The sequence below is a fragment of the Azospirillum lipoferum 4B genome (genome assembly GCF_000283655.1).
Classification (GTDB): Bacteria; Pseudomonadota; Alphaproteobacteria; order Azospirillales; family Azospirillaceae; genus Azospirillum; species Azospirillum lipoferum_C.
In genome coordinates this window covers 570,365-582,990 of the sequence record NC_016586.1, presented here as the reverse complement: position 1 = coordinate 582,990, position 12,626 = coordinate 570,365, and the positions used below count along the sequence as shown (strand labels likewise).

General features: G+C 68.7%; 9 protein-coding genes. 1 reads left to right on the top strand and 8 read right to left on the bottom strand.

The window, feature by feature from the left end:
- Positions 1–28: 28 nt before the first annotated feature.
- The 5 genes from AZOLI_RS20840 to AZOLI_RS20820 all read right to left on the bottom strand — a co-directional run bounded on the left by AZOLI_RS20840 (position 29) and on the right by AZOLI_RS20820 (position 5,955).
- Positions 29–1,216, bottom strand: a complete 1,188-nt coding sequence (locus AZOLI_RS20840; RefSeq protein WP_014189122.1) for a Gfo/Idh/MocA family protein — start codon at positions 1,214–1,216, stop codon at positions 29–31.
- Entirely contained in the window at positions 1,213–2,280 is a 1,068-nt protein-coding gene (locus AZOLI_RS20835) for a sugar phosphate isomerase/epimerase family protein (RefSeq protein ID WP_014189121.1), read from the bottom strand. Before AZOLI_RS20835 ends, AZOLI_RS20840 begins: the two co-directional genes overlap by 4 nt.
- A 164-nt stretch (positions 2,281–2,444) precedes the next feature.
- Complete coding sequence (locus AZOLI_RS20830) at positions 2,445–3,383, bottom strand: substrate-binding domain-containing protein (protein ID WP_085938491.1); 939 nt, start codon at positions 3,381–3,383, stop codon at positions 2,445–2,447.
- A 78-nt stretch (positions 3,384–3,461) separates the two neighbouring features.
- Positions 3,462–4,493, bottom strand: a complete 1,032-nt coding sequence (locus AZOLI_RS20825) for an ABC transporter permease (protein ID WP_014189119.1) — start codon at positions 4,491–4,493, stop codon at positions 3,462–3,464.
- A complete protein-coding gene (locus AZOLI_RS20820) occupies positions 4,453–5,955 on the bottom strand; it encodes a sugar ABC transporter ATP-binding protein (protein ID WP_014189118.1) in 1,503 nt (500 codons plus the stop codon). Before AZOLI_RS20820 ends, AZOLI_RS20825 begins: the two co-directional genes overlap by 41 nt.
- Before the next feature lie 356 nt (positions 5,956–6,311).
- Here AZOLI_RS20820 and AZOLI_RS20815 point away from each other — a divergent pair, with 356 nt between their 5' ends.
- Entirely contained in the window at positions 6,312–7,529 is a 1,218-nt protein-coding gene (locus AZOLI_RS20815) for an ROK family protein (RefSeq protein WP_014189117.1), read from the top strand.
- 24 nt (positions 7,530–7,553) lie between these two features.
- Here AZOLI_RS20815 and AZOLI_RS20810 read toward each other — a convergent pair whose 3' ends face one another.
- From AZOLI_RS20810 to AZOLI_RS20800, 3 genes are all read right to left on the bottom strand, one after another.
- A complete protein-coding gene (locus AZOLI_RS20810; RefSeq protein ID WP_014189116.1) occupies positions 7,554–9,656 on the bottom strand; it encodes a methyl-accepting chemotaxis protein in 2,103 nt (700 codons plus the stop codon).
- A 493-nt stretch (positions 9,657–10,149) separates the two neighbouring features.
- Positions 10,150–11,571: a DUF5666 domain-containing protein gene (locus tag AZOLI_RS30480; RefSeq protein ID WP_014189115.1), complete on the bottom strand. Its 1,422-nt coding sequence runs from the start codon at positions 11,569–11,571 to the stop codon at positions 10,150–10,152.
- Entirely contained in the window at positions 11,568–12,482 is a 915-nt protein-coding gene (locus AZOLI_RS20800) for a DUF6502 family protein (RefSeq protein ID WP_048816547.1), read from the bottom strand. Before AZOLI_RS20800 ends, AZOLI_RS30480 begins: the two co-directional genes overlap by 4 nt.
- Between the last annotated feature and the right edge of the window lie 144 nt (positions 12,483–12,626).

Below are 12,626 nucleotides of genomic sequence, written 5' to 3'. Positions count from 1 at the left end.
CCCGGGGGGGAGAGGGGGATTTGGTGGGTTATGGGTGGCTCACGCCGCCAGCCAACGAAACCCACGCCGCATTTCGGTGGCTGGACTCCACCGCGCCATGGATGAAGCGCACGCCGCGCACGCCGTCCTCCACTGTCGGGAGCGGCAAATCGGCGGGGGCCGGGCGGCCGTCCAGCCGGGCGGCGATGAGGTAGGCGGCGTCGCGGTAGATCTGGGCGAAACCTTCCAGATAACCCTCCGGATGGCCGGCGGGTGTGCGCGAGATGGCGGTCGCGGCCGGCAGGCTTCCCGCACCGGCACGCAGCAGGGTGCGGGTCGGCTCGCCCAGCGGGGTGAAGCGCAGTTCGTTGGGCTGTTCCTGCTGCCATTCCAGCCCGCCGGACTCGCCGAAGACGCGCAGGCGCAGGCCGTTGGTGGTGCCGGGGCAAACCTGGCTCGCCCACAGCATGCCGCGGGCGCCGCCGTCGAAGCGCATCATGATGTGGGCGTTGTCGTCCAGCCGCCGGTTGGGCACGAAGACGGTCAGGTCGGCGGCGAGATCGCTGCAGCGGAGGCCGGTCACGAACTCCGCCAGATGGAAGGCATGGGTGCCGATGTCGCCGATGCAGCCGGCGATGCCGCTTTGCGCCGGGTCGGTGCGCCAGGAGGCCTGCTTCTGCCCGCTGGCCTCCAGATCGGTCGCCAGCCAGTCCTGGGCATATTCGACCTGCACCACACGGATCTTGCCCAGCGTTCCGGCCGCGACCATGGCGCGGGCCTGCCGGATCATCGGATAGCCGCTGTAATTGTGGGTCAGCACGAAGACGAGGTCGCGTCGGCGCACCAGTGCCGCCAGTTCCTCCGCCTCCTCCACCGTGTGGACCAGCGGCTTGTCGCAGATGACGTGGATGCCGGCCTCCAGGAACGCTTTGGCGGCGGGGTAATGCAGGTGGTTGGGCGTGACGATGGCGACCGCGTCGATGCCGTCGGGCCGCGCCGCCTCCGCCTCTGCCATCCTGCGGAAGTCGTCGTAACAGCGGTCCGGCGCCAGGAACAGCTCCGCCCCGCTGGCCCGCGCCCGCTCAGGATTGGAGGACAGGGCGCCGGCGACCAGTTCATAGCGGTCGTCGATGCGGGCGGCGATGCGGTGGACCGCGCCGATGAAGGCGCCCTGGCCGCCGCCGACCATGCCCAGCCGCAAGCGTCTGGAGGCCGCGGGTGCTTGATCCGCGCTCATGATGTCCCTTTCCCCAGACCCAGAATTCGGCGGTTGGCCGCCTCGTCGGTTCCGGCATCGGCGAAATCGTCGAAGGCGCGGTCGGTGACGCGGATGATGTGGTCCTGGATGAAGCGGGCGCCCTCGGCGGCTCCCTGCTCCGGATGCTTGATGCAGCATTCCCATTCCAGCACCGCCCAGCCGTCGAAGCCGTACTGGGTCAGTTTGGAGAAGATGCCGCGGAAATCGACCTGTCCGTCGCCCAGCGAGCGGAAACGGCCGGCCCGGTCCTTCCATGGCGCATAGCCGGAATAGACGCCCTGCCAGGGGGTGGGATTGAACTCCGCATCCTTGACGTGGAACATGCGGATGCGGTCGTGGAAGACGTCGATGTAGCCGAGATAGTCCAGCTGCTGCAGGACGAAGTGGCTGGGATCGAACAGGATGTTGCAGCGCTTGTGCCCATCGACCCGGTCCAGGAACATCTGGAAGGTGGTGCCGTCGAACAGGTCCTCGCCGGGATGGATTTCATAGCAGAGGTCGCAGCCGGCCTCGTCGAAGGCATCGAGGATCGGGCGCCAGCGCCGGCCCAACTCGTCGAAGGCGGTCTCGATCAGGCCGGGCGGACGCTGCGGCCAGGGGTAGAGATAGGGCCAGGCCAGCGCGCCGGAAAAGGTGGCGTGGGCGGTCAGGCCGAGATTGGCGGATGCCTTGGCGGCGAGGTGCAGTTGCTCCACCGCCCAGGCCTGCCGCGCGTCGGGACGACCATGGACCTCCGCCGGGGCGAAGCCGTCATAGAGGGCATCGTAGGCGGGATGGACGGCGACGAGCTGGCCTTGCAGGTGGGTGGACAGTTCGGTCAACTCGACGCCGGCATCGGCGAGCGTGCCCTTGACCTCGTCGCAATAGGTCCGGCTGGTGGCTGCCTTCTGCAGGTCGAACAGGCGGCGGTCCCAGCTGGGGATCTGAACGCCCTTGAAGCCGAGGCCGGCAGCCCAGCGGGCGATGGCGTCCAGCGAGTTGAAGGGTGGGGCGTCGCCCGCGAACTGGGCGAGGAAGATCGCGGGGCCTTTGATGGTCTTCATGGGTTTGGGCTCCCCGGTTGTCGGGAGGTGTCGGCTGGCGGTTGCCCCCACCTAACCTCCCCCGCTGGGCGGGGGAGGGACTGCCGCCGAACGCCGACAAAGCTCCAATTCCCTCCCCCGCCCAGCGGGGGAGGGTTAGGGTGGGGGTCTAACTTCGCCGACGCTCAGTACGGCGAATCCGCGAAGTAGAACTCCTTGGCATTCTCCTTGGTGATCAGCGACGATGGGATGATGTAGGTCGCAGGCAGCTTGTCGCCCTTCAGACGCGCCTCCGCGGTCATCTTGATGGCGTCGTAGATGAACTTCGGCGAATAGGACACGTCGGCGTGCAGCAGCGGGTTGGAGCCGTCCATGATGGTCTTCACCATCGTCTTGGACCCGGCGCCGCCGAACACCTCCTTGATGTCGGTGCGCTTGGCCTGCTCGATGGCCTTCAGCACGCCGAAGGCCATGTCGTCGTCGGCGGCCCAGATGACGTCGATCTCCTTGAAGCGGGTCAGGAAGTCCTGCGTCACCTTGAAGGCGTCGTCACGGTTCCAGTTGGCGTATTTGGCGTCCAGGATCTTGATGCCCGGATGCTGCTTCATCACGGCGGTGAAGGCCTCCCACCGCTCGTTGTCGAGCGTGGTCGGGATGCCGCGCAGGGCCACGATGTTGGCCTTGCCGTTGTACTTCTTCGCGATGTATTCGGCCGGGATGCGGCCGAAGGCGGTGTTATCGCCGGCGATGTAGGCATCCTGCGCGCTCGGATCCGTCAGGCCGCGGTCGACGACGGTGACGTAGACGTTCTTCTTCTTCGCCTGCATCACCGGCTGGGTCAGGGCGGCGGATTCGAAGGGGAAGATGACCAGCGAGTCGATCTTGGTCACCGTCACCAGATCCTGAAGCTGGTTCGCCTGTTCCGGCGCGCCGCTGGCGGTCTTGACGGTGATCTTCAGGTTGGGATGGGCCTTCTCAAGCTCCGCCTTCGCCTGGTTGGCCCACCAGACGATGCCGCCGGTGAAGCCGTGGGTGGCGGCCGGGATGCTGACGCCCAGCTTCACCGCATCGGCCGCGAAAGCGATGCCGCCAACGGCACTGCCGAGGGCGACCGTCGCGGCCATGGCGACACCGGCGCCCAAGACAAGACGGCGGGAATAACGCGCAACTACCGACATGACGTTTCTCCTCCTTATCGTTTTTCAGGGACGCCGGCGCTGCAGGAAGGCGACGGCGATGATGACGCAGCCCTGGACCGCCGCGTTCAGATAGACGCTGATGATGCTGGTCAGGTTCAGGATGTTGCTGATGACCGACAGCAGCACCGCACCGATCACCGTGCCGGCGATCCGCCCCTCGCCCCCCTTGAAGGAGGTGCCGCCGACGATCACCGCGGCGATGGCCTCCAGTTCCCACAACAGGCCGGTGGTGGGGGAGGCGGATCCCAGGCGCGGCACATACAGCACCGTGGCGATGCCGACGCAGACGCCCAGCAGTCCATAGGTCAGCAGCTTCACCCGGTCGACATCCACCGCGGCGAAGCGGGCCACCTGCTCGTTGGAGCCGATGGCCTGGACATAGCGGCCGAAGGCGGTCCGGTTCAGCAGGACGGCACCGGCCACCGACACGGCGAGGAAGACCCAGACAGGCACCGGAATGCCCAGCAGGCTGCCGTAATAGACCGGGCCGTAGGCCTCCGACAGATCGTTGTCCAGCGTGATGGCGCCACCATCGGCCAGCCAGGTCAGCACGGCGCGGAAGATACCCAGCGTGCCCAGCGTGACGATGAAGGGCTCGATCCGTCCGCGCGTGATCAGATAGCCGTGCGCCAGCCCGAAGCCGCCGCCCAGCAGCAGCGCGAACAGCATGCCGAGCCCCACCACCGCGACCGGCGAAGCGACCGATGCGGCCAGCGCGTTCATCAGCAGGATCATGCCGCCGGCGATCAGCGCCGCCATCGACCCCACCGACAGGTCGATGCCGCCGGAGATGATGACGAAGCACATGCCGATGGAGATGATCCCGATGAAGGCCGTGCGGGTCAGCACGTTCATCAGGTTGTCCCAGGTCGCGAAATCCGGGTTCAGCGCCGTGCCGACGATCAGCAGCAGCACCAGCCCGATGACCGGGCCGAAGCGGTGCGGATCGAAGCGGCGGCTCGCCTTGCGCGGCGCCGCACCGTCGCGCCGGACGTCAGTGACGGGCGTGGGTGCCGATCTCTGTCCCGATGGCATGGGCAATCAACTCCTCTTCGCTGAGCCGGTCGGCGGGCACGGTCGCGGTCACCCGGCGCCCGCGCATCACGATCACCCGGTGGCAGAGCCCGATCAGTTCGATCAGTTCGGATGAGATCACGATCACGCCGCGCCCTTCGGCGGCCAGCCGCGCGATCAGGAAATAGATGTCTCGCTTGGCGCCGACATCGACGCCGCGCGTCGGCTCGTCCAGCACGAAGACGCGGGGGTCGGGCTCCAGGAACTTGGCGATGGCCAGCTTCTGCTGGTTGCCGCCGGACAGCGACGACGCAAACCCCTGCGGATCGCCGCGGATGCCGAAGTTGGCGACCGCGTGTTCCAACGCCCGATCCTCCGATGCCGGCGACAGCAACGGCTGGGCGTGGTGGCGCAGCGTCATCAGGGTCAGGTTGTCGCGCAACCCCATCTTGACGTGCAGGCCCTTGCCCTTGCGATCCTCGCTGAGATAGGTCAGGCCGTTGCGCATCGCCTCGCGCGGGGTTCGCAGGGACACCGGGCGGCCTTCGATCTCGACGGTTCCGGCGCTGCGCGGGCGCAGGCCCAGGATGCCTTCGAACAGTTCGGTGCGGCCGGCGCCGACAAGCCCCGCGAAGCCCAGGATCTCGCCGGGAGCAAGGTCGAAGCTGACATCCTCCGCCCAGCCGGGCACGGTCAGGCCGCGCACCGCCATCAGCGGCTTGCCGATGGGCGGGATGTGCTTGTCGGGGAACATGTCGGTCAGTTCGCGCCCGACCATCAGCGTCGCCATGCGCTGGCGCGGCGTCTCGGCCGTGGGGGCACGGGCGACGAAGCGGCCGTCGCGCATGACGATCACCTCGTCGGTGATGCGCTCCACCTCGTCCAGCTTGTGGGAGATGTAGACGATGGTGACGCTGTCCTGCTTGAGCCGGGCGATCAGGCCGAACAGCCGGTCGCATTCGGACGGGGTCAGGCTGGCCGTCGGTTCGTCCATGATCAGCAGGCGGGCGTTGCGCAGCTGTGCCTTGGCGATCTCCACCAGCTGCTTTTCGGCGACGATCAGGTCGCGCACCTTGCTGTCGGGATCGAGGTCGAAGCCGACCTGACGCAGGGCGTGGGCCGCCCGGTCGCGCATGGCGCGGTCGTCCAGCAGCCAGCCGCGCTTGATCTCGTGGCCGAGGAACATGTTCTGGGCGACGGTGAGATCGTCGGCGAGGCTGAGTTCCTGGTGGATCAGCACGATCCCGCGCTTCTCGGCGTCGCGGGAGCTTTTGAACGTCACCGCTTCGCCATCGATGCTGAGCGTGCCGGAGGTCGGCGCGTGATAGCCGGCGAGGATCTTCATCAGCGTCGATTTGCCGGCGCCATTCTCGCCCAGCAGCCCATGCACCCGGCCCGGATGCAGGTCGAAGCTGACGCCGTGCAGGACGCGCACGGCTCCGAATTCCTTGGTGATGCCGTCGAAGGCGACATGCAGGCTCATGGCTCCGCACCCCCTGACGGCCATTCCACCGGCCGCAAAGCTGCGGCAGGGCGGATGCCGTCCATGACGTTTCTCCCATTGCGGAGCGTGTCGTCCCGGAAGACGCCGCTTCGTCTGTTGAGCGGATGGTAAGCGTGATGCTTTGGACAGACAATGGACGACTTCGAACATAATTTGGCAAAAGTGGGGTGGGTGTGCTAGGGGTGGGGGAGCGTCGGCTAACGATGCCCCCTCCCTAACCCTCCCCCGCTAACGCGGGAGAGGGAACTACCGCCGCTTCGCACAAGGCACCCTCTCCCGCGTTAGCGGGGGAGGGATGGGGAGGGGGCGGGACCAGTTCGGAAAGGCATTCCTCCATGGTTGACTGGCAACGTCTGTCGGATGGCGAGCGCGCCATGCTGGAGCGGCTGTTCTGGTCGGGCGGGCTGTCGCGCGGCGAATTGGCCTCCTCCGTCGACTTCTCCAAGAGCAAGGCCAACCTCGCGATATCCAGCCTGATCGCCCGCGAACTGATCGAGGAGGGCGGGGTGCAGCCCTCATCCGGCGGGCGGCGGGCGGAGGTGCTGCGGCTGAGCCACCGGATGGGGGTGCTGGCGGGGATCGACATCGGCGCCACCAGCGTCGACGTGGCCCTGCTGGCTCCGGACATGACGGTGCTGGACCACCGGTCGGAACCGGCCGAGGTCCGCGACGGTCCGGCCGCCCTGTTCGCACGCGTGCGAGATCTGCTGCGCGAGGCGCGGGAGCGCTGCGGGATCGGTGCTGCGCAGCTGCTGGGGATCGGGGTCGGCGTGCCGGGACCGGTCGCCTTCGACAGCGGCATGCTGGTCAACCCGCCGCTGCTGCCGGGGTGGGAGAGCTTCTCGATCCGCGATTGTCTGGCGGAGGAGTATGCCGCCCCGGTCTTCGTCGACAACGACGTGAACATCATGGCGCTGGGCACCCATTGGCGCCTGCGCGGCCAGCTTCAGAACTTCCTGGTCATCAAGATCGGCACCGGCATCGGCTGCGGCATCATCTGCCACGGCATGGTCTATCGCGGGCGCGACGGGTCGGCCGGCGACGTCGGGCATATCTGCGTCGATCCGCAGGGGCCGATCTGCCATTGCGGCAATGCCGGCTGTGTCGAGGCGATGGCGGCGGGTCCGGCCATCGCCCGCATGGCGGAGGCGGCGGCCCGCGCCGGGGAAAGCCCGCGGCTGATGGAATTGCTGAAGCGAAACGGTGCGCTGACCACCGTCGATCTCGGCAACGCCAGCCGGGCGGGCGATGCTGCCGCCAATGCCATCGTCCAGCAGGCCGGCGCCCATATCGGGCGGATGCTGGCCGCGGTGGTCAATTTCTTCAACCCGTCGCACATCTTCATCGGCGGCGGCGTCGCCCGGATCGGCCCGTTGCTGTTGGCCTCGATCCGGCAGAGCGTCTATCAGCGCTCGCTCGCCCTCTCCACCCGGCATCTCAACATCCAGTATGTGCCGGAGGTGGAGAGCGCCGGGGTGATCGGGGCGGCGGTGATGGCGGTGCAGGAAACCATGCTGGCGGGGGCAGGCAGGGAGCGGAACGGCCGCTCCTGATGCCAGCCCTGACACCGCCGGGCGTTACGCCGCGCGCACCGCGGTGATGAAGGACGCGACCTCGCCGCGCAGGGTTTCCGCTTCGCGGGCGAGGCTGCTGGCGGCATCCAGCACCTCGGTCGCGGCGGAACCGGTTTCCAGCACCGCCCGGTTGACGCCGACGATGGTGGAGGACACCGAGCTGGTGCCGCGCGCGGCCTCCGTCACGTTGCCGGCGATGTCGCGGGTGGCGGCGCCCTGCTCCTCGATGGCGGCGGCGATGGTGGTGGTGATCCCGCTGATGCGGCCGATGGTCTGGCCGATGCCCTGGATCGCCTCCTGCGCGCCGCCGGTGGCTAGCTGGATCTCCCGCACCTTGGCCTGGATCTCGTCGGTGGCGCGGGCGGTCTGGCTGGCCAGCGCCTTCACCTCGCCGGCCACGACGGCGAAGCCCTTTCCGGCCTCGCCGGCGCGGGCGGCCTCGATGGTGGCGTTCAGAGCCAGCAGGTTGGTTTGCGCTGCGATGGTGTTGATCATCTCCACCACATGGCCGATCTGGTCGGCCGCGTCCACCAGGACGCGCATGGTGGCGTCGGTCTGTTCGGCCTGGGTCACCGCTTCGCCCGAGATGCGGGTGGAGGCGGCGATCTGCCGGCCGATCTCCAGGATGGAGGCCGACAGCTCCTCCGTCGCCGAGGCCACCGTCTGGACGTTGGCGGAGGCCTGTTCGGACGCCGCGGCGACGGCGGTCGCCTGCTCGCTGGCTTGGGAAGCGGTGGTGGACATGGCCCCGGCGGTGCCCTGCATCTCGGTGGCGGCGGACGCGACGGTCTCCACGATGTGCATCGCCTTGGCGTCGAAGTCGCGCATCAGCGCTTCCAGATGGGCCGCGCGCTTCTCCTTGGCGCCCTGTTCGCGCGCCTGCTCGGCGGCGAGCCGGTCGGCGGTGATCATGCTGTCGCGGAACACGGTGACGGCCGCGGCCATGCCGCCGATCTCGTCGCTGCGCTCCAGTCCGGGGATCGCAACCGCCAGATCGCGGTCGGCCAGACGGCGCATCGCGTCGGTCATGGAGCGGATCGGGTCGCTCACCCGCCGCTTGGCGACGACCAACCCGACGACGGTCAGGACGATGGCGGCCACCACCAGCAGGCCGGCAACCACGGCGTCGCGCGTGGCATGGGCCGCCTGCGTATCGGCACGGGCGACCATCCGGTCCACCGCGGCCAGCGCGGCGTCGACGATATAGCCCTGGCTGGCGGTGTCCTGCTGGCGCATCGTGCCGATCTCCACCGGCGACTTGCGTCCTTCGGCGAGCGCGGCGAGCACCGCCTTGCGCTGTTCGACCAGCGGGCCTTCGAAATTCACCCTGGCCTTCTCGACCGCACTGCGGATGGCGTCCGGCGTGTCGGGGCGGGCGGCGGCCTCCGTCACCAGGGTCCAGGCCTGGGTGGTGCGGCCGATGGCCTCCGCCACCGCCTGCGCGTCTGCCGGGGTCCAGGCCTGACCGGTCGCGACCGCGGTCTGGATGCGCAGCGCCATGCCGCCGGCATTCAGCCGGGTGTTCCAGGCAGCGCGCTTGATGCCCAGCAGGTGATCGACCATCGGGTCGGCCAGCTTCAGCGAGGCGTCCAGCAGGTCGGTGGCGGCGGTCAGCGCGTCGAGATAGGCGACCGGGACCGTCGCCCACGCTGCGGCCACCGCCGGATCGCGCGCCGCCTTGCCCTGCCGGAGGGCGTCGTCGGCCTGCCGGCGCAGGGCGGAAAGCGTGTCGTGACCGCTGCGCAGCTTTTCCATTGCGGCCGGCAGGCCGGGAAGGTCGAGCCCGCCCAGCTTGGCGGCGATGGCGGCGTAGCCGGCCTCCGCCACTGTGCGGTTCGCGGCGATCTCGCGCAGTTCGGTGTCGCCGGCTTGCCCTTCGGCCCCCAGAGCCGGCCCGACCAGCCCGCGCTCCAGCCGGATCGCCAGCAGCGTGCGCAGCAGCTCGCGGCTGGTCTCGCTGAGCGTGGCGACCCTGTCGGCGGTGCGCGTGCGGTTCACCACGTCGATCGTCGTGTAGGTGCTGGTGGCGATCAGCAGCAGGCCCAGCGCGGCGACGACAAGGCCAAGCGTGGCGCGGATCGACAGCCGCGGAAGGAGCGTGATCATGGTCAAGTCCTGTCTATGCAAAGAATTCCAGCCCGTGCGGAGGAGGCGACAGTGACGCCGGCCGGCATGAGCCCGGGAGGTGCCCGGGTCCGTGCGGCAGGGGAGCTTTCGACATGGTCCATGGTCTGAACCGAAGGCAATAAAGGACTCCGGGCGGTCTGCCGGGCTCTTCCCTTACTGACAACTGGACATGTCCTTCCGCGGGGGCATTCCTCCGATGTTGATATATTAGTATGTTAACGTAGATAACTTCAAGAGTGCAGGCATATTGAAAGCGTGGATCAAAATGCCGCAGAGTAACCAACTTCCGCACTGAAAAATGTTTTCAACAATATCGAGTAAAATGATGGATACGGAGCTTGGGTATCTTGCGATGGTAAGAGTCGCCGAGGGTTTTCGATCAGAGTGTGTGCGGATTCCAGATCTCTCCAAGATCGGGGTCTTTGCGGGGCTTCCAGCACAACGATAATTTGTCGAATTGCGCCGCAAGGCACTATTGAACGCCACCACCACGGCCGCCCGGTCTACCCCCCGGTCCACTCCCTGGTCCGCGTGGGCCTCTGTCGGGACCGGCGCCGCGGCCGAAGCCGCTGCCGGGCACCCCGGCCGATCCCCTGTGCGGCCCGCCGAATCCGCCATTCATTGGCGAGGATGCGCCGGGAGAGGGGGGGCTGGCGGCGCGTGCCGGGCCGGATCCTGCGTCTTCGCCAGCGGCTGAGCGGCCGGGTCCCGGCGTCGGACCGGGAGCGGCATATCCGGGATGGGCGCGCATCGCGTCGTTGGGGCTTTCCTGTCCCTCTGGTGGCGGGCCGTCGGGACGCAGGCCATCCGGACGCGGGCCATCCGGACGCGGGCCATCCGGACGGGGGCCATCCGGACGCTGGCCGTCGCGCGCCAGCCCGGCGGCGCGTGCCGCGGGATCGGCGCCGGACAGCGACCGTCCGCCCAGGCGCTGGGCGCCGTAGGCGCGGCTGCTGCCGAGTCCGCCGCCGGACGTCACCACGCTGTCGATCACCACCCGTGCCGGCGCCGCGCCGCGATCCGACATGTCCAGCCGGGGGCCGCCGGGGATCGCCGTCTGTCCTGACGGATCCACATAGGTTTCGACCGACAGTGCGCCGACGGTCGTGCCGAAGGGATTGAAGGGATCGGATTCGACCGACAGCGCCGAATTGCCGGAGGCACCTGCCGCAGCCCGAATTCCGGCGACACGCACGAGACTTCCGACCGGCGGCACGGCAAGGTTCAGCCCACGCTGGAGCGGCACCCCGGAAACGGTCAGGGTGGTGGGCGTGACCGCATCCAGCCGGCCGCGCAGAACCCAACCCTGGGCGGGATTCCAGGGATCGACGCGGCTGGCGTCCACGACGCCGTCCGGACGGCGCAGGCCGGAAACGGCGACCCAGCGGCCGGGGGTGAGCGCGGTGGTTCCCTCCGCATCGGCAAGGTCGATGCGCTGCCCCATCACCAGACCGCCGCCTCCCTCCACCCGCTCTACCGGACCGGCCACGGCATAGCGGACCTCCAGCGTGCGTGCGGTGAGGCCGGTCGGCCCGCCGGGACCAGCGGTCATTGCGACCGTCTGGCCGAGCCTGACCTCACCGGGATCCGCCGGCTGCCCTTCGATCCGCACCGCGGTGGTCGGCGGCAGATCGACCCGCAGTCCGTTGACCCAGACGCTGCCGAAGGCGGTCACGGTGCCGACTATTCCTGTGCCGCCGATCCCGCGGTCGGTGACCGCAATGCCGGTTCCCCCGATCCCGCGGTCCGCCACGCCTCCATCGCGCGAGGAACCGTCGTGCAGCGGACTGCAGCCGGCGGCGGCCAGCATCAGCGTTGCCACAATGTTGCGGGTCAGCGTGCTGGCCAGAATGCCGACCGGGCGGCGAGGCGGGGGGCTGGCGGGAGCGGTCACGGCGGCGCCGTTTCCCCGCCGGCATCGGCGGTTTTCAGCGCAGGAGCGGGCGGTTCCGCCTCGTCATAGAGGTAGAGGCCGGCGGTGAAGCGGTGGTTGGCGTCCTCGCGGCCGGCATCGCCATCGGCAAGGTCGGCGGCCATCCGGTTCAGTTCCACCAGCATCGCCATGCCCAGCCGGTCCGCCTCCCGGCGCAGGGCGGCGATGGATCCGGGGCTCAGCCGGTCGTAGGCCAGCGCCCGTTCCAGGAAGGGCGGCACGCCGCCGGCCAGATTGTGCCCGGACGCCGCCAGATGGTCGGCAAGATTGCGGCCATAATAATAGGCGAGCTTGTCCAGATCGCCCCGTGGCACATGCGCCGCGGTGTCGAGTTCGAGCAGACCGTCCGGCCGCTCCGCCACCAGCCCGGCATGCAGCAATTCGTCCAGCAGGGCGCGAGGCCGGATGTCCTTGCTGATACCGGTCACCAGCGTCTCGAAGCTGGCCCCGCCATCGGAGGGAGCATTGCGGGGCAGGGGGCGCGGCCGGCCGCCGGCATCGCGGTAGGCGGCTTCGGTCAGCCAGCGGCTCAACACCTGCGATCCGAATGACGGCGCGGCGGCGGCGGCGGCCTCCGCCGGCGGCGGAGCGTTGCGGATCTGGCTGACGTCCTTGCGGTGGACGCCGGTCAGCAGGGTGATGCGGCTGTCGGTCATCGGCTTCCCGGGCAGCGCGAAGCCTCGCTCCGCCACCTCGACATACACCGACTTCAGCAGGTTCGCCAGCATCGGCCAGGATATCCCGAAGCCGATCAGCGTCCGCACCAGCGGAACCAGAACCCGGCGCACCGCCGTCAGCACGGCCGGAGGGGGAGCCGCCCCGGACAAGCCGCCCCCCTTCGGGCTGTCGGTTTCGGGGTTGCGGGTCGGCACGCGCCGGAAACTCCAACATAGCTGGCCAATGACGAGGGCGACCATGCCCCATGACAGAGCTGACAATAGCGCGGGGCGGCGGAAAGGGAATCACCTTTTCGCTTGAAGTGGGAAATTTTCCCACGCATCATGCCCGCGATGCAC

Coding starts and splice junctions, on each gene's coding strand:
- AZOLI_RS20840 (WP_014189122.1), bottom strand. CDS start 1,216: ATGAGCGCGGATCAAGCACCCGCGGCCTCCAGACGCTTGCGGCTGGGC.
- AZOLI_RS20835 (WP_014189121.1), bottom strand. CDS start 2,280: ATGAAGACCATCAAAGGCCCCGCGATCTTCCTCGCCCAGTTCGCGGGC.
- AZOLI_RS20830 (WP_085938491.1), bottom strand. CDS start 3,383: ATGGCCGCGACGGTCGCCCTCGGCAGTGCCGTTGGCGGCATCGCTTTC.
- AZOLI_RS20825 (WP_014189119.1), bottom strand. CDS start 4,493: ATGCCATCGGGACAGAGATCGGCACCCACGCCCGTCACTGACGTCCGG.
- AZOLI_RS20820 (WP_014189118.1), bottom strand. CDS start 5,955: ATGAGCCTGCATGTCGCCTTCGACGGCATCACCAAGGAATTCGGAGCC.
- AZOLI_RS20815 (WP_014189117.1), top strand. CDS start 6,312: ATGGTTGACTGGCAACGTCTGTCGGATGGCGAGCGCGCCATGCTGGAG.
- AZOLI_RS20810 (WP_014189116.1), bottom strand. CDS start 9,656: ATGATCACGCTCCTTCCGCGGCTGTCGATCCGCGCCACGCTTGGCCTT.